Origin of the sequence: Polynucleobacter sp. MWH-Spelu-300-X4 (assembly GCF_018687515.1) — a bacterium.
GTDB lineage: Bacteria > Pseudomonadota > Gammaproteobacteria > Burkholderiales > Burkholderiaceae > Polynucleobacter.
Genome location: NZ_CP061294.1, coordinates 106,178 through 126,786, shown reverse-complemented (window position 1 = coordinate 126,786; position 20,609 = coordinate 106,178). Strand labels below are relative to the sequence as shown.

At 39.6% G+C, this 20,609-nt stretch carries 22 protein-coding genes and 1 pseudogene; 7 read left to right on the top strand and 16 right to left on the bottom strand.

Annotated elements, in window-relative coordinates:
• Window positions 1-55: 55 nt before the first annotated feature.
• Window positions 56-1,372, bottom strand: a complete 1,317-nt coding sequence (locus ICV01_RS00695; protein ID WP_215287769.1) for an OmpP1/FadL family transporter — start codon at window positions 1,370-1,372, stop codon at window positions 56-58.
• 137 nt (window positions 1,373-1,509) lie between these two features.
• On the opposite strand from ICV01_RS00695, the gene ICV01_RS00690 reads away from it, so the two are divergent.
• A complete protein-coding gene (locus tag ICV01_RS00690) occupies window positions 1,510-2,709 on the top strand; it encodes a porin (RefSeq protein ID WP_215287768.1) in 1,200 nt (399 codons plus the stop codon).
• Between the two features lie 149 nt (window positions 2,710-2,858).
• Window positions 2,859-3,971 carry a phage integrase SAM-like domain-containing protein gene (locus ICV01_RS00685; RefSeq protein ID WP_215287767.1) on the top strand — a complete coding sequence of 371 codons (1,113 nt, stop codon included), beginning with the start codon at window positions 2,859-2,861 and terminating at the stop codon, window positions 3,969-3,971.
• 24 nt (window positions 3,972-3,995) lie between these two features.
• Here the strand turns inward: ICV01_RS00685 and ICV01_RS00680 are convergent, their stop codons facing one another.
• The 4 genes from ICV01_RS00680 to ICV01_RS00665 are packed head-to-tail and all read right to left on the bottom strand — an operon-like array spanning window position 3,996 to window position 7,133.
• Complete coding sequence (locus tag ICV01_RS00680; protein WP_215287766.1) at window positions 3,996-4,730, bottom strand: amino acid ABC transporter ATP-binding protein; 735 nt, start codon at window positions 4,728-4,730, stop codon at window positions 3,996-3,998.
• A 35-nt stretch (window positions 4,731-4,765) separates the two neighbouring features.
• Window positions 4,766-5,431 carry an amino acid ABC transporter permease gene (locus ICV01_RS00675; protein WP_215287765.1) on the bottom strand — a complete coding sequence of 222 codons (666 nt, stop codon included), beginning with the start codon at window positions 5,429-5,431 and terminating at the stop codon, window positions 4,766-4,768.
• A 9-nt stretch (window positions 5,432-5,440) separates the two neighbouring features.
• Complete coding sequence (locus ICV01_RS00670) at window positions 5,441-6,208, bottom strand: amino acid ABC transporter permease (RefSeq protein WP_215287764.1); 768 nt, start codon at window positions 6,206-6,208, stop codon at window positions 5,441-5,443.
• A 25-nt stretch (window positions 6,209-6,233) separates the two neighbouring features.
• On the bottom strand, window positions 6,234-7,133 hold the full coding sequence (locus tag ICV01_RS00665) for an amino acid ABC transporter substrate-binding protein (RefSeq protein ID WP_215287763.1): 900 nt from the start codon (window positions 7,131-7,133) through the stop codon (window positions 6,234-6,236).
• 221 nt (window positions 7,134-7,354) lie between these two features.
• Here ICV01_RS00665 and ICV01_RS00660 point away from each other — a divergent pair, with 221 nt between their 5' ends.
• The 3 genes from ICV01_RS00660 (at window position 7,355) to ICV01_RS00650 (ending at window position 10,285) form a co-directional block, all read left to right on the top strand.
• Entirely contained in the window at window positions 7,355-9,379 is a 2,025-nt protein-coding gene (locus ICV01_RS00660; RefSeq protein ID WP_215287762.1) for a glycosyltransferase family 41 protein, read from the top strand.
• Complete coding sequence (locus tag ICV01_RS00655; protein ID WP_215287761.1) at window positions 9,379-9,780, top strand: GDP-mannose 4,6-dehydratase; 402 nt, start codon at window positions 9,379-9,381, stop codon at window positions 9,778-9,780. Before ICV01_RS00660 ends, ICV01_RS00655 begins: the two co-directional genes overlap by 1 nt.
• 334 nt (window positions 9,781-10,114) lie before the next feature.
• Window positions 10,115-10,285, top strand: a complete 171-nt coding sequence (locus ICV01_RS00650; RefSeq protein WP_215287760.1) for a hypothetical protein — start codon at window positions 10,115-10,117, stop codon at window positions 10,283-10,285.
• A 92-nt stretch (window positions 10,286-10,377) separates the two neighbouring features.
• Here the strand turns inward: ICV01_RS00650 and ICV01_RS00645 are convergent, their stop codons facing one another.
• Complete coding sequence (locus tag ICV01_RS00645; protein WP_215287759.1) at window positions 10,378-11,622, bottom strand: porin; 1,245 nt, start codon at window positions 11,620-11,622, stop codon at window positions 10,378-10,380.
• 269 nt (window positions 11,623-11,891) lie between these two features.
• Between ICV01_RS00645 and ICV01_RS00640 the strand changes: the two genes are divergently transcribed.
• Window positions 11,892-13,475, top strand: coding sequence for a tetratricopeptide repeat protein (locus ICV01_RS00640; RefSeq protein ID WP_215287758.1), 1,584 nt, complete (start codon window positions 11,892-11,894; stop codon window positions 13,473-13,475).
• Window positions 13,476-13,520: 45 nt separating this feature from the next.
• On the opposite strand, the gene tatC is transcribed toward ICV01_RS00640, so the two are convergent.
• The 10 genes and pseudogenes from tatC to hisB all read right to left on the bottom strand — a co-directional run bounded on the left by tatC (window position 13,521) and on the right by hisB (window position 19,393).
• Window positions 13,521-14,306: a twin-arginine translocase subunit TatC gene (tatC, locus tag ICV01_RS00635; protein ID WP_215287757.1), complete on the bottom strand. Its 786-nt coding sequence runs from the start codon at window positions 14,304-14,306 to the stop codon at window positions 13,521-13,523.
• Between the two features lie 46 nt (window positions 14,307-14,352).
• The gene (gene tatB, locus ICV01_RS00630) at window positions 14,353-14,862 is read right to left on the bottom strand and encodes a Sec-independent protein translocase protein TatB (RefSeq protein ID WP_215287756.1); all 510 of its coding nucleotides are present in this window, start codon (window positions 14,860-14,862) and stop codon (window positions 14,353-14,355) included.
• 71 nt (window positions 14,863-14,933) lie between these two features.
• Complete coding sequence (gene tatA / locus ICV01_RS00625; RefSeq protein ID WP_215287755.1) at window positions 14,934-15,161, bottom strand: Sec-independent protein translocase subunit TatA; 228 nt, start codon at window positions 15,159-15,161, stop codon at window positions 14,934-14,936.
• Between the two features lie 45 nt (window positions 15,162-15,206).
• A complete protein-coding gene (locus tag ICV01_RS00620; protein ID WP_215287754.1) occupies window positions 15,207-15,608 on the bottom strand; it encodes a histidine triad nucleotide-binding protein in 402 nt (133 codons plus the stop codon).
• Window positions 15,605-15,994, bottom strand: a complete 390-nt coding sequence (locus ICV01_RS00615; RefSeq protein WP_215287753.1) for a phosphoribosyl-ATP diphosphatase — start codon at window positions 15,992-15,994, stop codon at window positions 15,605-15,607. The genes ICV01_RS00620 and ICV01_RS00615 overlap by 4 nt, the downstream gene beginning before the upstream one ends.
• Window positions 15,995-16,093: 99 nt before the next feature.
• A pseudogene (gene hisI / locus ICV01_RS00610) lies at window positions 16,094-16,482 on the bottom strand (phosphoribosyl-AMP cyclohydrolase).
• A 47-nt stretch (window positions 16,483-16,529) separates the two neighbouring features.
• Complete coding sequence (gene hisF, locus ICV01_RS00605; protein ID WP_215287751.1) at window positions 16,530-17,288, bottom strand: imidazole glycerol phosphate synthase subunit HisF; 759 nt, start codon at window positions 17,286-17,288, stop codon at window positions 16,530-16,532.
• Between the two features lie 37 nt (window positions 17,289-17,325).
• Window positions 17,326-18,069, bottom strand: a complete 744-nt coding sequence (gene hisA / locus ICV01_RS00600; RefSeq protein WP_215287750.1) for a 1-(5-phosphoribosyl)-5-[(5-phosphoribosylamino)methylideneamino]imidazole-4-carboxamide isomerase — start codon at window positions 18,067-18,069, stop codon at window positions 17,326-17,328.
• 17 nt (window positions 18,070-18,086) lie between these two features.
• Window positions 18,087-18,764 (bottom strand): imidazole glycerol phosphate synthase subunit HisH, encoded by a 678-nt coding sequence (gene hisH, locus ICV01_RS00595; RefSeq protein WP_256440710.1) that lies wholly within the window; start codon window positions 18,762-18,764, stop codon window positions 18,087-18,089.
• Window positions 18,765-18,805: 41 nt separating this feature from the next.
• A complete protein-coding gene (gene hisB / locus ICV01_RS00590; RefSeq protein WP_215287749.1) occupies window positions 18,806-19,393 on the bottom strand; it encodes an imidazoleglycerol-phosphate dehydratase HisB in 588 nt (195 codons plus the stop codon).
• 114 nt (window positions 19,394-19,507) lie between these two features.
• On the opposite strand from hisB, the gene hisC reads away from it, so the two are divergent.
• On the top strand, window positions 19,508-20,578 hold the full coding sequence (hisC, locus tag ICV01_RS00585) for a histidinol-phosphate transaminase (RefSeq protein ID WP_215287748.1): 1,071 nt from the start codon (window positions 19,508-19,510) through the stop codon (window positions 20,576-20,578).
• The last annotated feature ends 31 nt before the right edge of the window (window positions 20,579-20,609 follow it).

Genomic DNA, 20,609 nt, shown 5'->3' with positions numbered 1-20,609 from the left:
ATCTAATGAATAAAAAAGGCCTCATATGAGGCCTTTTTACTAAGAACCACAAAAGTTAGAAGGCTCTTGAATATTGAAGGCCGAATAACCAAGCACTAGATTTATATGATCCATTTACTAACCCACGAGCAGGTCGTTGATCATTATTAACATCTGAATTTTTAATAAATACTCTTGCTAACCCAATGTCTACAACGCTATCTTTATCATACTTCCACTGAGTTCCAACAGTTAACCATGTTCGATCATTATCGGGTAATGAAACCAACCTAGTATCAGGACTTTTTACTGGCGTTTTATCATAAGCAACACCAGCCTTCAACTTTAAATTAGATGCATATTGATAATTTGCCCCTAAAGCAAAACGCCAACTATCTTTGAAATCAGTCACCAAAGTTTGAGCTAGAGATGATGATGCAAGGTTATACACATCAATCTTTGGAATTGAGCTCCATCCCGTCCAAGAAACATCGCCAAGAATCTCAACTGTATCGTTATATTTATGAACAACACTTAAAAAAGCCATGTCAGGTAATTTGACATTGGCTGAACCAGGTCCAGTTCCTGTAGCATCAACAGCTCCCCCAATACCAGGCGTTGTTGAGCTAACACCTGAAGTTGTCAAAGAGCCTGACAAACTATGCTTTATAGCAGACCTATAAGAAATACCGATTTTTGTTCGATCATCTAACTTAAATAGAGCACCAGCATTCCAACCATATGAAGAGTTATCAGATAAATCCATATGAGTCAAACCAGTTGTTAAATTTGCATAAAATGTCGAGTTGCCCACCGCAACTGGATAAGTTGTAATTGTTCCAGTTATTCTTTTGTAATCAGCATCTAATTTCTGAAAATTTAAACCAAACCCTAGCGATACCACTTCGTTCAATTTATAGGCAATGGAAGGGTTTAGATTTATTGTCTTAATATTAAACTCAAGCGCTTGAGCACCACCCACCCATGCCCCATCATATTTTGAATGAGAGCCAAAGGGAGCACCAATGCCCATACCAAAGGTCAGCTTCTCATCAATTTGCGATGTGAAATATCCATTAGGAATTAAAGGAGTTGTACCAGCATTACCCCCATTACCTGCACTTGCTAATCCACTCACAGAAGAACTACCGTTTGTAAATTTAATGCTTGCATCAGTTACATTTAAACCAACAGATACATGATTGCCTTTTAGCTCGGTCATGCCAGCTGGGTTATAAAAAACTGTACTGGCATTATCTGCAACAGCAGCAGAGCCAGCATAAGCATTACCTAAGCCACTAGCGTTTTGTTGAAATACCTGAAATCCAGCTGAAAAAGAGGCTGTTGAGACCCCACTTAAAGCAATAGCTAGAACTAATGGTTTTAGTTTCATGTTTTCTCCTCAATTATTAGAACGACTGTTTTAATTTAATTCAGCATCTACAAAATTAATCTAAGTATTTCCCCTTATAAGGAGTGATTTTAGCGCCCTAATCTATCTCTTCATTCCTAAATTATGGAGATTTACGAATGAAAAAATCACTTATCGCTTTAGCAGCATTGGCTTCAGTAGCTGGTGTAGCACAAGCTCAATCATCAGTAACTTTATCTGGTAACATCGATTTAGGTATGCACTCATTGAAAAATACTTTCACTGACGGTACAGATACAGTCACGCGCAAACAAACTGGCCCTAACGGCAACGGTGCAGCAAGCTGGACATCCAGCGCCATTGGCATTGACGTTAAAGAAGATCTAGGTAGTGGCATGCGAGCTGGTTATTCTGCTGCCATGAACTTAAGCTCATTTGGCGCCTCTGCTGACTTAGCGACACAATTATTAGGAACAGGTCGTCATTCATACGCTTTTGTGGGTGGCAATTTTGGTGAACTACGCATTGGTTACCAATATGTTCTTGAAGATCAAATTTCTGGCGGCATTGGTCGCGCCTCCCCGACAGGCAATATTGCTGGCCGCATCCATAACTACTCATTTGCATTTGGGGAGACTGTAAGTGCAGCATCGCCAGCAGGAGCACTTACATCTGGCGCATTCACACGCGGCAATATGGTTGAGTACTCTTCTCCAGTTATGGGTGGTCTACAAGTAATTGGTCAATGGGGTAAAGTCACTGATGACTTAACTACAACTGTAGTAGCAGGCGCAAATGCTGGTGAAGCAGATGCTCAATTATTTGCTATTGGCGCAAAATATTCAGCAGGTGCATTAAATTTAGGTATGTCATATCAAACTGTTGATAGCAAAGCGCAAACTATTGGCGCAGCAAGCACAACAACACGCTCAGATACAGATCGTACTACTTGGACTTTTGGCGGTAATTATGATTTCAAAGTAGCGAAAGTATTTGCTTCTTATGGCACCCGTAAAAATGAGACAACAGGTAATGTGCCTGCTTCATTTGCTAATTTAACAACAACAGCCAATGAACTTAAACGTGATGGTTGGGATTTGGGAGCTACTGTACCCGTAGGTGCAAATGTGACTTTGACAGCAAACTATGGCCAAGGCTCATGGAAATACACACAAGGCGGAGATACAACAAAGTTTGACGTTGATGCTTACCAAGTTGCAGCAACATATGCTTTAAGTAAGCGTACTTCAGCTACAGTCTTCTACGGTATGGCCAAAGCTTCAGGCGATACAGCTGATGTGGCTAACTCAGAAATTAAAAATACACAGTATGGCTTTGGTTTGCGTCACACGTTCTAATCTATATTGGTTTAGCTAATTAATGATTAGTGCTCCATTAAATCAAACCGCCCCTCGGGGCGGTTTTTTATTTCTACACCTCTAATTTTTAGGGGTAATAATTAAATGTTTATAAATTCTGTATATTTCCAGTTTTGGAATGAGCAATCATGGATTCTCAAAACTCAAAACATAAGCTAGCTGCCAATGATCCGGCTTATGGGGAGTTTTCGCCAAAATTTCAAAAAATACTTATAAATCAAACAATTAATAATTTTAAATTTTCAAATATTGATAATTTAATTAAAAATCTACTGACTAAAGAAAATGCTTTATTAATTAGAAATAAGCTTTCAAAGAAGTCTTATGAGATGCTTGCAAGCCGTTTGCAAAGCCATATTCTTCCCTATTTCTCAGGATATGCAATTGATGAAATTGATTTTGAAAAATTAAATTCTTTTAAGAATTACTTAAGAGAATTCAATTTAGCTGATGTAACAATTGATCAATATTTCAATGCACTTAGAAAGGTATTTAAGTTAGCTCTTACAAAAAACCTAATTACAAAAATTCCAGAATTTCCCGAGCTAAAAAAAGAAAGTACGCCACGTGGGGGATTTACAGCAAAAGAGTATTTGCAGATCCTTAAGCATTCAAAACATCTTAGAACATGTAAGCACTCTTATATTTATGAACCTACTCATAGAGATACTAAAGGGGGCATTTATTCATCTAATCAAAATTTTCCACATGAATTTGTCTGGCTTATTGGATTCATGGTTAATAGTTTTGTCAGGCCAGTAGATATCAAGTTAATTCAACATAAACATGTAGAGGTTATACGAGGAAGACATATTTATCTCAGGCTATCTCTTCCAGAAACAAAGAAACATAAATTACAGATTGTTACTTTAAGACCGGCTGTTAGGATTTATGAACGATTATTCGATTACATGAGTCAAAAAAATCTAGCTTCCCCAGAGGATTATCTTTTTTTACCGGAAATAAAAGATCGAGAAGCTGCGAGCTATTTAATTACTAAGCATTTTAGAGAAATACTAATTGATTTAAATTTACGGCAAGGGCCTCTTGGTCAAAACAGAAGTCTTTATAGCCTTAGACATACAGCAATAACTTTTAGGCTTTTGTATGGGAAAGGCATTGATTTATTGACTTTGGCAAAAAATGCACGCACATCAGTAGAGATGATAGAGCGCTTTTACGCTTCGCAACTGACCCCTGAAATGAACATAGACCTTCTGCAAAGCAGAAGGTCTATATAGGTTTCTTTTTTTAATTTAAATTAGTTAGTGCGCCAAGATCTTTGATAAAAATTCTTTAGCTCTTGGTGAGCGCTCATCAGGCTTATTAAAGAAATCATCCTTCGTACAATCTTCAACAATCCTACCTTGATCCATGAAAATCACGCGATTACTTACTTTTCTAGCAAAACCCATTTCATGAGTAACGCACATCATGGTCATACCCTCATTAGCAAGCTGTACCATGACATCTAATACTTCACCCACCATTTCTGGGTCAAGCGCTGATGTAGGCTCATCAAATAACATAACGATTGGATCCATACTCAAGGCCCTAGCAATCGCTACTCGCTGTTGTTGTCCACCTGACAATTGACCTGGGAACTTATCTTTATGCGCTGAAAGACCTACACGTTCCAAATATTTAAGCCCGTGTTTTAAGGCTTCTTCTTTACTGCGGCCCAATACCTTGATTTGAGCTAATGTTAAGTTTTCGGTGACAGATAAGTGCGGGAATAACTCAAAGTGTTGGAAAACCATGCCAACACGTGAACGCAGTTTAGGCAAATTTGTTTTAGGGTCATGAACAGCAATTCCATCTACTGTAATTTCGCCTTTTTGAAATGGCTCCAAGGCATTGATTGTTTTAATTAAGGTTGATTTACCTGAGCCGGATGGGCCACACACCACCACAACTTCACCTTTTTTAATATCAGTAGTGCAATCAGTAAGAACCTGAAAATTGCCATACCACTTGGAGACGTTTTTCATTTCAATCATGGGGGTCTCTTTATCTTATTTATAGTTCTTATTAATCAACGAATAATTGCAACGCGTTGTTGCAAGATTTTTACCAGCCTTGAAAGACCAAAGCAGATAAGGAAATAAATAACAGCTGCAGCTAAGTAAGTTTCAATTGGTCGGCCATAATTTTTACCCGCCACCTCAAAACCTTTGAGCATGTCATACGCACCAATGGCATAAACCAAAGATGTATCCTGAAACAGGATAATCGTTTGCGTTAATAACACTGGGATCATATTTCTAAAAGCTTGAGGCAATATAACTAAACGCATATTTTGCGAATATGTCATGCCCATAGCTTGCCCTGCATAAATTTGACCTCTGGGTATTGATTGAATGCCTGAACGCATGATTTCACAAAAGAAGGCTGATTCAAAAGCAATAAATGTAATGATGGCCGATGCTTCTGCACCAATAGGTCGCCCCAAAATACTTGGCATCAATAAGAAGAACCACAAAATCACCATGACCAATGGGATCGAGCGCATCATATTGACATAGGCACCCGCAGGAATAGTTAATGCAGGCTTACCAGATAGCCTCATTAAAGCTAGCAAAGTACCAAAAAAGATACCGCCAACTGTTGCTATGACTGTTAACTGAAGGCTGAATAGGAAACCATTCAGCACATACTGGCGAATCATTTCTAAGCTATAAAAGGAAAGATCAATATTCATATTTTTCCTTTAATGCCCGCCAGTACTGGCAGAAGCGATAAATCCAGGCACTCGTGTTCTTGACTCAATCAAAGCCATCACTCTATTAACTGCTAATGCAGAAATGACGTACAAAGTAGTGACGCCTAGGTAAATTTCAATACCTCTAGAAGTTTCTTCTTGAGCTTGCATAGCAAATAAAGTTAAATCTGCTACAGACACAGCAAACGCTACTGAAGAGTTTTTAATAATATTCATTGACTCTGAGGTTAGCGGCGGAATCACAATACGTAATGCCATCGGGAGAATCACATAACGATATGATTGAGCTGTTGTTAAGCCCATTGCTAAAGCAGCAAAACGCTGACCTCTTGGTAATGCCCCAATACCAGCCCTCACTTGCTCAGCAATACGTGAGGATGTAAAAAAGCCCAAAGCAAGACTAACTAAAATGAATGAAGGTAAACCCTTCATAACCGGAATGATGGCAGGTAATACGTGATACCAAAGAAATACCTGAACTAATACAGGAATGTTTCTGAATAGCTCAACCCAAACATTACCTATAGCAGCTAATAGCCGAGTAATTACATTATCTGGCGGCAATGTTCTTAGAGTACCCATCAGGATCCCGAGAATCATTGCAATCAAAAGACCAAGGGCTGAAACCGATAAGGTCCAGCCCCAGGCAGATAGCATCCAATCTAAATAAGTAGTTTCTCCACCTGTACCAAAACATACAGGGGAGAAATCTTCTTCTAAAGTGCTTTTACAAAATACTTCCCAATTCCAAGACATGTAGCTCTACTTTCTTGATTAGGAATTATTTCTTCGCATACTCTTCAGCAGGTTTGTCATTTGGATGAGCCCAAGCATCTTTAGTACTTGCTGATAAAGCTAGTCCAACCTTATTGCCTTTTGGTGGGATTGGTTGCAAGAACCATTTATCCCATAACTTAGCCAAAGTGCCATCCTTCATCATTTTCTTAATGCTGTCATCAACAGCTTTTTTAAATTCAGGATCGTCCTTACGTAACATAATGGCGATTGGCTCAACAGCAATTACCTCACCAACAATTTTAAAGTCTGCTGGATTTTTTGCATTGGCAATATTGCCAGCCAAAATAGAGCCATCCATCACGAAGGCATCAGCGCGTCCTGATTCCAATAATAAGAAACTATCAGCGTGGTCTTTACCAAATACTTCATTGAAATCTACACCGCTAGCTTTTTCATGCTTACGCAATAATTGGACAGATGTTGTACCAGTTGTTGTTGCAACTTTCTTACCATTTAATTGGTTCAGAGAAGTAATTCCTGAATTTGCTTTAACAGCAATACGCACTTCTTCAACATAAGTTGTTACAGCAAACGCCACATCTTTTTGACGAGTTGCATTATTGGTTGTAGAGCCACACTCAATATCTACTGTGCCATTAGCAACTAAAGGTAGACGATTTTGTGATGTAACGGCCTGATAAGTAATATCTAATTTTTTTAACTTCAACTGTTTTTGAATATCACCTAAAACACGTTGACAAATCTCTACATGGTAACCAGCATATTTGCCATCACCCACCGTATATGACAAAGCACCTGAAGATTCACGAACACCCATTGTTACGGCACTAGATGATTTAATCTTATCCAAAGTACTTGCAGCTTGAGCTGCAGAAATTAAACCTAAACCAAGCATTGCTGCAATTAATAAATTCTTTTTCATTTTTGCTCCTGTGTATGTTTACCTAAGCCATAAAACTAGAAATAAAGAAAACTTCCAGTAATTAGCTAGATTTGTACTTTTTAGCAGATTTTGAGAATAAAAGGGAGGGTATTTGCCCTTATTTAGGGAATAAAGGGCTAACATTTGAGAATGAATTTATTCGTAAATAGTGAAAATTTTGGTATTTTTATTAATTAGATGCTCTAAGTTAATATCTTGAAATGTCTGATACCAACCAATTAGCCTCTGCAATCTCCCTATACAGAGAGAATCGCCTTAATGAAGCTGCGGCCGCATTCAATCAAATGATTGAAGAAAAATCTGCCATTGAGCCAAGTAGATACTATTTAGGGCTAATTTCAATGGCAGAAAATAATTTTTCTGTTGCAATAAATCACTTAGATCAAGCAATTACGATTAACCCTAAAAAACCAGAATATCTATTTAATAAAGCAATTTGCTTTGGGCAACTTGGCAACTACAAAGATTGCCTTTATTTATTAGATGAAATACAGCAACTTCTTCCAAACTCACTGCCAGTTCTTTTCAACCAAGCCGTAGCATTGGGAAAGCTTGGCAAAAAAGATTCTGAGTTAACAATCTATAAAAAGATCTTATCTCTTGAACCCTCCAATCAAGATGCGCTCAATAATATTGCAGTTTGCTGTAATGAGCTGAACGACTCTAAACAAGCTTTAAATTACATCAATTTTTTACTCAGCATCAACCCTAACCACTTGTCTGCACTCAAAACAAAGTCTGATATCGTTCAGAAAATTGGTCTTCTAGATGATAGCTTTGAATGTTTAAGTCAATACCTAATACACTCATATAAAAATAATTTGATATCAAATGATGTGCGTCTTTTTTGTGAACAAATTATCCAATTAATAAAAATTCCCTCTAATTACAACAGTACATCAGAGATAGATATTGCAAGGGAATCTGTACAAACTTCTCTGAATAATGCTATTTCATTGGTAAATCTAATAAGTTCGTTAACCAATCAAGAATTTGAAATCATTATTTCAGTTCTCTTAAGGGTAAATTTGTTTTATTTGGCATATCAACAAAAAAATGATCGCCAAATTAACGAAAATATCTGCCAAATTATTAGCCAAATACTGAGCCATAGAATCCCCAAGTTTGAGAAGAAGATTAATCAAGATTCTTGCAAGATAAAACTGGGCGTCCTATCCCGATTTAGATATCACGTAGATACAGACATCTTGGCCTGGATCAAGCAATTACCAGCAACAGATTATGAGATATTTTTTATAAGGATAAACGGTGAACCCACCAATCATTACCTGAATCAACTGCAACAATTAGGCTCACTAATTGATATCCAATTAGATGAAACCAATCTCATCGATGTGGTTGATCAAATTAGAGACCTTCAATTAGACGCCTTATTTATGCAAGATATTGGCATGACCTCTGACGGAAAGTTTTTGGCTAACATTAGATTTTCACCGCTCCAATTTACAAACTGGTCTCATCCTGTAACTTCAGGATCTAAAGTTGTTGATTACTATCTTTCTAGCGATTTGATGGAACCAGAAAATGCCGAGAACCATTACACCGAGAAGTTAGTTAGATTACCTAATTTAGGGCTCTTTATCCCACCATACCCTACCTTAAAAGAGAAGGTTCTTAAAAAATTAAACTCTGATTTTTTCAATATAGGCTGCTTACAATCATTATTCAAATATTTGCCACACGATGATGATATTTTTATAGAAATTTGCAAAACAATCCCAAATGCAAAACTTGTATTTATTGAAGATGTAACTAAACCATCGACCGACTCATTTATTACTAGGTTGAAGAACCAATTTAAGCTTCATATGCTTGACTTTAATAAACATGTGCACATCTTCCCAAGAATGCCGCACGAAGAGTTTATGGCATTAATGAATGAAACCGATATTGAGCTTGATTCAATTGGTTGGACAGGTGGAAACACTAGCCTGCAAGCCCTATTCCTAGGAAAACCAATTCTCACTATTCAGGGTGAATATATGCGTGGGAGGCATACTGGCGCTATGCTCAATATTCTTAAAATTGAAGAGCTACCCCCACTGAAATCTAAAAATGAACTTTATTCAAAAGCTGAATATTTATTTAAAAATAAAGACAAATTGGAAGCAATTAGCTCTGAAATTTTAAGAAAAAATCACGCCCTCTTTAATGATCAACAATCAGTTATTGCAATAGATAACTTTATTAGAGAGCACATTTAATGGCTATATTATTAACAGGTGGCGCAGGATACATTGGCTCTCATGTACTAGTTAAGCTATTGCAGGCTAGAATTAATGTTGTAGTTATTGATAACTTCTCCAACAGTAACCCTGAAGTCTTTAACCGTATAAAAGCAATAACTAACCAAACAGTAAATTTTATTCATGGAGATATTCGTGATGCTGAATGCCTCAAGAATATTTTTCAAAATTTCAAGATTAATTCAGTCATGCACTTTGCTGGTTTAAAGTCAGTTCGAGAATCTGAAGAAAATCCAGCAATTTATTTCGACAATAACCTCATTGGTAGCAAAAACTTACTTGAGAAAATGTCATTGGCAAATATTAAATCTATTGTTTTTTCATCTTCAGCCACTGTTTATGGGGCGCCAAACAACTAGATACCAAAGAGCAAGAGTGCTGTAGAAGTTGCCAACTTAGATCAAGTCATCACCGCACTAGAAAAGATTAAACAAGCTGTGGATTTAGGTGAGCTAGATGAACAAAAATAGAGTTAGCTAGTGGCGCACTACGAGCTGGGTTTAAGAAATAGTTAAGGAGTGGCTGTAGATACGTATAAGTGTCCAGTTACTGGACGCTTGACGCTATAAATATGTGTATAAACAAGTATCTCGTTACAGTACGTATTAAAGGACAGCCAGTAAGAACAACAGTAGAAGCTGGCGAACCATCCACGCAAAACTATTAGGTGAGTGGCATTACGGCATAGGTAGTGTGGCAACTACAACTAGATTAACGGAAACAACGACACCTGAACAACAGCGTGTTAATCAACTTAAACAGCAACTGGATACAGCCAAGCTACAGCAAAAGCGTACTAAGTTAAATCAACAACAAATCAAGCTCAATCAGCAACGAGCTGACTTAAACAAATCCAACAAATAACAGACAAGAAAAAACCCACCCTGTTGCCAGAGTGGGTTTCAATACAACTTAGTACTACGTACTAATCTTTAACTGGCTAAGCCAGCGTGTGATTAGAATGAGTGACGTACGCCAACCATTGTTTGAGTTTGCTTAACTGAAGCTGCACCTGTTAATGCATTTGAGCTAGCTTTATCAAACTTAGTTTGACCATTGATCAAGTAAACATTAGTACGCTTGCTCAATGTGTAAACAGCTAACAAGTCATAAGCTTTTGTATCCCAAAGCTTTGCGCCGTCAGCTTCAAGCTTACCATCAGTATAAGCACCACCCAACGATAAAGTAGCAGTCACAGGAACTGTGAATGACACTGAATCTTGTGTGCTCTCAAACTTACCGAAAACAAGTGAAGTGGCTGTGCCATTGCCGTTCGTTTGAACTTTGTATTTAGCTTCATTCAAACCAACAGTAGCAAAGCCAAAGTTGTATGAGCCGCCAAATACGTTATATGTTAAATCAGCATTAACGCTTGCGCCAGCACCAGAACCAATTTGGATGTTGTTGTCGTTGTCTGAACCAATTAAACCAGTAAAGGCAAATTTAGGAGCTGCCGCGGCAGTTGCTGTACCTGCTGCTGAAACTGTACCTACAGCTGCAGCTGCAACGCTTGCATTCTTGATTTTTTCGTAAGCGTAACCAGCTTTTACAGGACCTTGAGCATAGTCAAGAGCCCAGATAGTTGCGCCGTTAGTCTTAGCAGAACCGTTAACTTTTACGTTTTCAGCTTGTTGTGTACCAACTTTAGCTGTCAAACCAGCAAATGTTGGTGATACATAAGCAATACCGTTAGCTGCGCGAGCATTTTGACCATACTTGAACAATGATGCTGCACCAGTGCCCCAGTTTGTGCCACCGTGAGCTTGTGCACCAGCTAATGAGCCAGATGTCGCATCAATTGGGCTGTAGATAGTGCCAGCAACAACTGTACCTAATTTAGCATTGCTCAAAGACACAAAACCTTGACGCAAGTTAGCCATTGCTTGACCTTTAACAGCGTCAGCAGTTGCTGGATCTTCAGCAGCTGTCAAGTTAACACCGTATTCCATAACGAAGCCAGCTTTAGTGCCGCCACCTAAATCTTCAGTGCCACGGAAACCTAGACGTGTACCGTTCAATGTACCAGTACCGTTAGCTGAGTTAGTACCGCCTGTGCTTGTCAATTTGTCTTCTTTTACACCAGTTGATTTAACTGTACCGTAAGACATATCGATCAAACCATAAACTTCAACGCTTGATTGAGCTTGAGCTGCACCAGCGATTGCTGAAAGAGCTGCTAAAGCGATAAGTGATTTTTTCATTCGTAAATCTCCATAAATGTGAAATAAACGTACCTAGTTCTCTAGGGACTTGGTCATACTGCATGAGGCTTATGGCGGTTCTTATATGGTTGCGGGTCTTGGGGTGGTTCTTTCTGTCGATTCTTGCTTGTTTTTATAGGAGTGTTGCATCTACGCAACAAAATGATTTTATAGTTATACTTTTCAAAGGAAAATTAGGTTCAAATACATATTAACCCTTATAAATATAGTGAATTTGTCTAGTGGCGAGTAGAGAATTTCTGAAAATTATGAAAAATGCCAGATCTGGTGATGCTTTTGCGCAACAGAAAATTGGTGAAATCTACCTATTTGGAGAGCCTGGTACACCTAAAAACATCTCCAATGCTCTACTTTGGCTTGAGAAATATTCAATAACCACAGGATTTATAAGGGATATTTCAAATTTAATCGTTTCTAATTTGGCTTTAGATGATGTTTTATCCAAAGAACAAGCTAAATTTGCATGGAAGTGCATTGTTCACTCAGCAAGCGCAGGCCAAACCTTAGCCAGGTGGCTGTTTACCCAAGTAATCTTCCATCTAAATACTAGTGGGCAATCTTCTTATGCTGCCTTTAACTCTTTAATAACAACTGATTGGAGTGAAGTAGGCTCTCTAGATGATATGTTTGGATTGGCGCTGCGTTACTTAGAGGAACTAGCAGACCTTGATTCATTTGAAGATCAGATTAAGGCACAAAAACTTTTAGCTCAATGCTTAGACGATGGTCGACTTGGCAAAAAAGATCCTGAACGATCTAAAAAAATCATGCTTCATCTCGCGAAGCAAAATAATGAAGTGGGTTTAGCCAGCTTGCTTTCGCTAGCAAGTAGCTCAGTAGGTAAAGAATTATTACCAGCACTAGAAATACATTTACCTACATTACTAGGCTCCAAAAAACATTTAGCTGAACATACGCTTATCTATTGGGCAGCTTGGCAACATTTACAAAACATTGAAGCGCTAGAGATAGCTGCAGAACTAGGTTTTAGTCCTGCACAATTAACACTAGGTCTTCGCTTAGCCAAACTAGAGGAAAAAAATTCTTCTTTAGAAAATACTTCGGAAGTATCTGAGACTGGTGGTAACGCTCGCTTAAAGCAGGCTGTGTATTGGTTAAAGCTAGCAGCCAAAAAAGGTGATCGTGATGCTTGGTTCGCGCTAGGCCTTATTAACCGTATGCCTCAATACTCTGGCTATAGCGCTGAAGATAGTGATGCCTGCTTTGATAAAGCAGCAGATCTAGGGCACCCACAGGCACAGTATCGTAAAGGTTCATCACTATGGCGTAAGCGTGCTCAAATTGATGAAGCTATTGAAGGGTTGCAAGCCTCTTATTGGGTTTGGCAAGCTAGTCAACAAGGCATTACGGAAGCACAAGAGTTGTTGTCAAAAATAATGTTGAGTTGCCCCAATGCTTCACTCAATAGATGGAATCTCCTAGCTAACGCTGTCATTAAAACTTTAGGAGAGAGTAGTCACCGCTTTACTGGTGACATGCTATTAACTTGCCATCGAGTGATTGTGGCTAATCAACTTAATTTATCTAAAGCTGAATTATTACTAGCAGATATTCCGAGCATCCAGCATGAACATGGTGCAGTGATTGACATACGAGAACACTCACCAAGATCAACCCCAAAACTCATACAAATTGAAACGCTTGAACAACGTAAAGCACTCATGATGGCAAGTAAATCTTTTGCAAATGCTTTTAGCAATAGCGTTGTTGATGAAGGTAATTTAAGGCAACGACGCTATCGTTTAGAAAAACTCATGCAGAGCCTAGATATTGCCGAGGATGGTGGATCCGAAGACGATACAGATGAATAAGTAATATTTTTTTACTTATTCTTTTTTATTTGTTATTGATTCTTTTTATTTATCATCAGTTGTTTCATCAGCAGGGTCTAATGGCGCCTCATAAAATCTAGCCACAAAAACACCTAACTCATAAAGTACACAAAGTGGTACTGCCAACAAAAGCTGTGAAAGAACATCTGGCGGCGTTACAACCGCAGCAATAATAAAAGCCCCAACAATGACATAAGGACGTATCTCTTTGAGCTTTTTGGTTCTAATCATGCCAAGCTTAACAAGCACCACCACAACTACAGGCACTTCAAAAGTTAAACCAAAAGCCAAGAATGTCGTCATGGCAAAACTCAGATATTTATCAATATCTGTTGCCATATCCGCACCCAACGGTGCGTTGTAATGTGCCATAAAACTAAATACCGTTGGAAATACCAAGAAGTAGGCGAAAGCCATCCCTGAAATAAACAAGATATAGCTACTCGTCACAATAGGAATTACCAACTTACGCTCATGACTGTACAAGCCTGGGGCAATAAACGACCACAACTGATACATGATATAGGGCAACGCACCCAAGAAAGCTACAAGGAGGGTTACTTTCATGGGCACAAAGAATGAACCCGTTACATCCGTAACAATCATGCGCCCACCATTAGGCAATGCATCTAAAAGCGGTTTTGCAAATAAGTGAAAAATATCCGGCGCCCAATAGACCAAGCCAATGAACACGATTAATAAAGCAACAAAAGATTTAATTAATCGGTCACGCAACTCAAACAAATGAGACAAGAAGGTTTCTTGAATACCGTCTTCTGTATTTGTCTCTGGCGTTTGATTTTGTGACATGTTGATTTGTGCTCTTTTTTTATTCTTTTAATTTAATTCTTTAGTCTCAGAAAAAAGACTTAGGTGCTTTTTGTTGGGTTGCTGCACGACGGAAACGTTTCACTCTTGCCGCACCAGACTGAATACGTGTTTTAACACCCGCCGTTTTTTTATACCACTGAGGCATAGCAGCTCGTTTAACACCCCAGCTATCTTTACCCTGACGTAAGTTGCTTTTAAAACTAGTTGGAACATATCCACCATCGTCAGCAAAGTCATCGTAGTTCTCAGTTAAATTAGAACTAACTTCTTGAGTTGTTTGCGCAAAACTAGATTCAACATCCTTCATACTCGATTGCACATCTTTCATGGCACTCGTAGCAGCTTCCTGCATTTTTTTAAGCTCGTCTAACTCTACCTGGCGATTAACTTCACTTTTTACCTCAGCCATATAACGCTGAGCTCGCCCCATGAGAGTGCCCGCCATGCGCGCCACTTTGGGCAAACGCTCAGGTCCGACCACTACTAAAGCGACCACGCCAATGAGTGCTAACTTGGAGAGTCCAAGATCAATCATATAAAAAGGAAATTAGAGGAAAGTTAGAGTGCAATTGGGCCACTGTTTCTTTTGTCAGCAGCCCTTTGTTGTTAGTTTTTGCTCACGTCTTTGGCATGCACATCAACTGTTTTGCCATCAGATGTAGATTGACCCTGAATTTGATCAGCTGGTTTATCAGCCTCACCCTTCATGCCATCTTTGAAACCTTTAACGGCACCACCTAAATCTGCACCAATATTGCGTAGTTTTTTGGTACCAAATACCAAAAGAACGATTAATAGAACAATAATCCAGTGCCAAACGCTAAATGAACCCATTTTTTACTCCTAATTAATCTGCTTAAATATCGCTTTAATTTTGTTTTAATCTTTTTTCCATGGGCGGGGACCGCCCATGACATGCATGTGTATATGGTAAACCTCTTGCCCACCATCAGCACCATTATTAATAACCACTCTAAAGCCTCCGGTATCGCCAGGTCGGCAACCCTGCTCTAGAGCTAAGCGCGGCGCGAGCGTCATCATTCTACCTAGTAATGCCTCATCTTTGCTATCAGCCACCATTAAATTGGCGAAATGACGCTTAGGTACTATTAGAAAGTGTATGGGTGCTGCTGGACGAATGTCATGAAAAGCAAATAGCTCCTCATCCTCATAAATCTTTTTACTTGGAATCTGCCCGGCAATAATTTTGCAAAAAATGCAGTTTTCAGAGTGCGTATGTTGCGCCTGCTGCACTTGGTGCTCCTGATTCGTTTGGGTCATGATTTTCTAGCGGCTTTTTCCGCAATTCCAGACACGCCCTCGCGACGCTCTAGTTCAGCAATCACATCTTCCGGTCTTAAATTGAATTGCGATAAAGCAACAAAGCAGTGGAACCAAAGATCGGCAATCTCACCCACAAATTTAGTTTGCATATCCGGAGCCAAGTTAGAAAACCGGCTGTCTTTTGCAGCCATGACTGTTTCAGCAGCTTCCTCGCCTATTTTTTTCAAAATAGCATCATCACCTTTGCTAAATAACTTAGCAATATAAGAAATATCAGGATCTGACTTGCCCGCAAGAAAATCAGCCCTACGAGCATCCACCACATCAGCCAAACGCTTAATGGCATCCATACTGCTAGATTGATCTTTCGTTTGTGTTGTCATGATTTAATTTCTATGAATATTGCTACGCTGATATTGTTTTGGTTGTTTTACTTGGGTTCTTTTAGTTAAGTTGTTTGACTATGTTACTTATCTAAAACTCTAAACTATTTCTTCCAAACTGGTCCATTGGCTGTTTTTTCTAAATCTAAGAAAAAACAACTATGTGCGCCTGTATGGCAAGCGATACCGTCTTTTTGATCTACTTTAATCAAGATCGTATCGCCATCACAATCCAAATGAATACTCTTGACTGTTTGCACGTGACCAGACTCTTCACCTTTGTGCCAAATCTTATTGCGTGAACGTGACCAATAAACAGCCTCACCTTTTTCCAAAGTTAATTGGAGCGACTCTCGGTTCATCCAGGCCATCATCAATACATCACCACTAGATGCTTCTTGCGCAACAACAGCAACTAAACCTTTGTCATTCCAGGTTACTTGGTCTAACCAATTTTGAGATGATTTTTGTAAGTTGTTATCAGTCACTATGTTTTCCGTTCTTACAAATTTGATATGCGTCTAGTTCGAATTACTTAAAGTCTAACCGGTATTCCTTGGGAGGCCATCAAACGCTTTGCCTCACCCACCGTATGCTCGCCAAAGTGGAAAATACTTGCGGCTAATACGGCATCGGCATGACCTTTAGTAATACCGTCCGCCAAATGCTGCAAATTACCCACACCACCAGAAGCAATCACTGGACAAGTCACTGCATCGCTCACCGCACGAGTTAAATCTAAATCAAAACCATTCTTAGTACCATCACGATCCATACTGGTCAGAAGAATCTCACCAGCACCTCGCTTGGCCACTTCTTGCGCCCAACTGATAGCGTTAATCCCTGTATTTTTACGGCCACCATGCGTAAACACTTCCCATAAGCCAGGTTGTGTTTGTTTTGCATCAATGGCCACCACAATACATTGCGAACCATATTTAGCAGCTGAATCAGAAACCAAATCAGGATTAGCTACAGCAGCAGAGTTCATACCGACTTTATCTGCACCCGCATTTAATAAACGACGCACATCGGCAACAGCTCTAACACCACCACCCACAGTTAATGGAATAAATACCTGAGATGCCACATCTTCAATAATGTGCAAAATTAAATCGCGCTCATCTGAAGTGGCAGTAATGTCTAAGAAAGTGATTTCATCAGCGCCTTGGTCATCATAACGACGAGCAATTTCAACAGGGTCCCCAGCATCACGAAGTTCAACAAAGTTCACCCCCTTCACAACTCGACCCGCTGTGACATCTAAACAAGGAATGATTCTTTTTGAAAGCATGTGTTTGGTTTATTTCTTATTAGTGTTTTACTTTTTGTTATTTCGCCACATATTCATCAGCGTGCTTTTGGGCTTTTGCTAAATCTAAATCACCAGTGTAAATAGCTCTACCTGCAATCACACCAACAACACCTTCTGATTCAGCGGCGCATAGAGCATCCACATCTTTCATGTTGGTCAAGCCACCACTAGCAATAATTGGAATGTTCACTGATTGCGCCAACTTGATGGTTGCTTCCATGTTGATACCTTTCAGCATGCCATCACGACCAATATCCGTATAAATAATGGACTCAACACCATAGTCTTCATACTTCTTAGCTAAGTCAGCCACCTCATGGCCAGTCAACTTACTCCAACCATCGGTGGCAACCTTACCCTCTTTAGCATCCAATCCAACAATGATGTGTCCAGGGAACGCTGCGCAGGCTTCTTGTAAAAAGCCAGGGTTTTTAACAGCGGCTGTACCGATAATTACATACGTCAAACCATCGTCTAAAAGACGCTCAATGGTTTCTAAATCACGAATACCACCACCTAATTGCACAGGGATATCATCACCCACCGCTTTTAGGATGGATTTAATTGCGACTTCATTTTTAGGCTTACCCGCAAAGGCACCATCAAGGTCTACTAGATGCAAACGACGCGCACCTGAATCAACCCAGTGTTTCGCCATAGCGCCAGGGTCTTCTGAAAAAGTCGTTGCTTTGTTCATATCACCCTGTTCTAAACGAACACAGTGACCTTGTTTTAAATCGATAGCTGGAATTAACAACATGATGAATATTTAATTAGTTAAGGTTGCCAACGTGTGAAATTTTGGTACAAACGCAAACCTAAGTGTGCGCTTTTTTCCGGATGAAACTGTGTTGCAAAAATATTATCTTTAGCGACGGCACAAGTAAATAAGTTACCGTAATCTGTAACACCTACTGTATCTTCTTGATTAGCCGGGACAGCGTAATAACTATGCACAAAATAAAAGCTGCTGTTATCAGGAATGCCTTCCCACAAAGCATGTGATCTTGTCTGTTGAACCTGATTCCATCCCATGTGAGGCACCTTAAAGTGTGATCCATCCGCCTGACTCTTACCTGCCAAATCAAAGCGCACAACCTTACCAGGCAATAGACCCAAACCTTTGGTTAAGTCAGTACCGGCAGGAGCATCAAATCTAATTTCAGCGCTCGTATCAAATAGCATTTGCTCACCGACACAAACACCTAGCATAGGCTTATTTTTAGTAGCCTCTAAAACAGCCTCCAATAAACCAGAGTCTTGTAAATGAGACATGCAATCAGGCATGGCCCCTTGCCCAGGCAAAACAACTTTATCGGCTGCTTTAATCTCTTCCGGCTTAGAAGCAATCATTACCTTAGCCTCTGGCGCAGCATGCATCAAAGCCTGCGCAACGGAACGCAAATTACCCATGCCGTAATCGACAATAGCAATGCTGGGTGAATTTTTTGACAAGGTACGAACCTAAATACTTAAAGTTAGCGAGGCAGGGTTGCTTACAAACTACCTTTTGTAGAAGGGATCACACCACTAGCGCGCGGATCAAGTTCTAAAGCCATGCGCAAAGCACGGCCAAAGGCCTTAAATACCGTCTCAATTTGGTGGTGAGCATTAATACCGCGCAAGTTATCAATATGCAACGTAACGCCTGCATGATTAACAAAACCGCGGAAGAATTCAATAGCGAGGTCCACGTCAAAGTCACCTACGCGTGCACGCGTAAACGGCACGTGGAACTCTAAACCTGGGCGACCAGAAAAATCGATCACAACTCTCGATAAAGTCTCATCTAATGGCACATAAGAATGTCCATAACGAGTAATACCTTTTTTATCGCCAACAGCCTTCGCAATCGCTTGACCTAACGTGATACCCACATCTTCAACGGTATGGTGGTCATCAATGTGCGTATCGCCTTTTGCGGTCACAGTTAAATCAATCATGCCGTGACGGGCAATTTGATCGAGCATGTGATCCAAGAAAGGAACGCCTGAATTAAGTTGAGCTTTACCCGTGCCATCTAAATTAATGGCAATCTGAATTTGGGTTTCCGAGGTGTTTCGTGTGACATCTACTTGACGCATACCGTCATAATATCACCCTCTTTGTGAAATTCCACCCGTGGTACTCTGTCAAAGAGCCTGATTTATAAAGAATTTGTCCTAAAATTTATGTTTTGAGGAAAGTAAGCGTAAAAGATGAGTCGTTTTTGGAGTGAAACTGTAAAAAACTTAACCCCCTATGTACCAGGGGAGCAGCCTAAATTAAGCCAACTCATCAAACTCAATACCAATGAGAGCCCTTATGGGCCATCGCCTAAAGCAATTGCCGCAATTGCTGGCGCCAATAATGACTCTTTACGCCTATACCCAGACCCTAACTCCGATAGTCTCAAACAAGCTATTGCTAGCAACTATCAAGTAAAAGCCAATCAAGTTTTTGTTGGTAATGGCTCAGACGAAGTACTTGCTCATGCATTTTTAGCCTTACTTAAGCACGAAGCTCCCATTTTGTTCCCGGATATTACTTATAGCTTCTATCCTGTTTACTGCAATCTATATCAAGTTTCTTTTCAGAACATTCCTCTAACGGAAGATTTCTCCATTGAGATTGATGATTACCTCTCATTTAACCAGGGTAAAAATGGGGGCATCATTTTCCCCAACCCCAATGCTCCCACAGGAAAAGCACTCACTAAAGCTCAAATAGAAAAATTGCTTCAAGGCAACAAAGATAGCGTTGTTGTTATTGATGAAGCTTATGTTGATTTTGGAACCGACTCGGCTGTTTCTTTAGTCGATCAATACGCCAATTTACTTGTGGTGCACACACTTTCAAAGTCACGCGCGCTAGCTGGCCTCAGAGTGGGCTATGCAATTGGCCACCCTGATTTAATTGAAGCACTTGAACGAGTAAAGAATAGCTTTAACTCATACCCCATCGATAAACTTGCTATGGCAGGTGCAGTAGCTTCTATTGAAGATAAAGCCTACTTACAAAAAATAAGCGCTGCTGTTATCGACACCAGAAAAAATCTAGTGGCAGATCTAGATAAACTGGGATTTGTAACAGTGCCATCAGCAGCCAATTTTGTATTTACAAAACACCCTCAGAAAGATGCTGCAGAAATAGCGGCACGTTTACGTGAAAAACATATTATTGTTCGTCACTTCAAACTACCTCGTATTGATCAACACTTAAGAATTACCATCGGTACCAATCAAGAATGCAAAGCATTGGTGCAAGCACTCAAAGAGATTATTGTTTAAATAATCTGCTTGATTGCTTTCGAATTAGTTT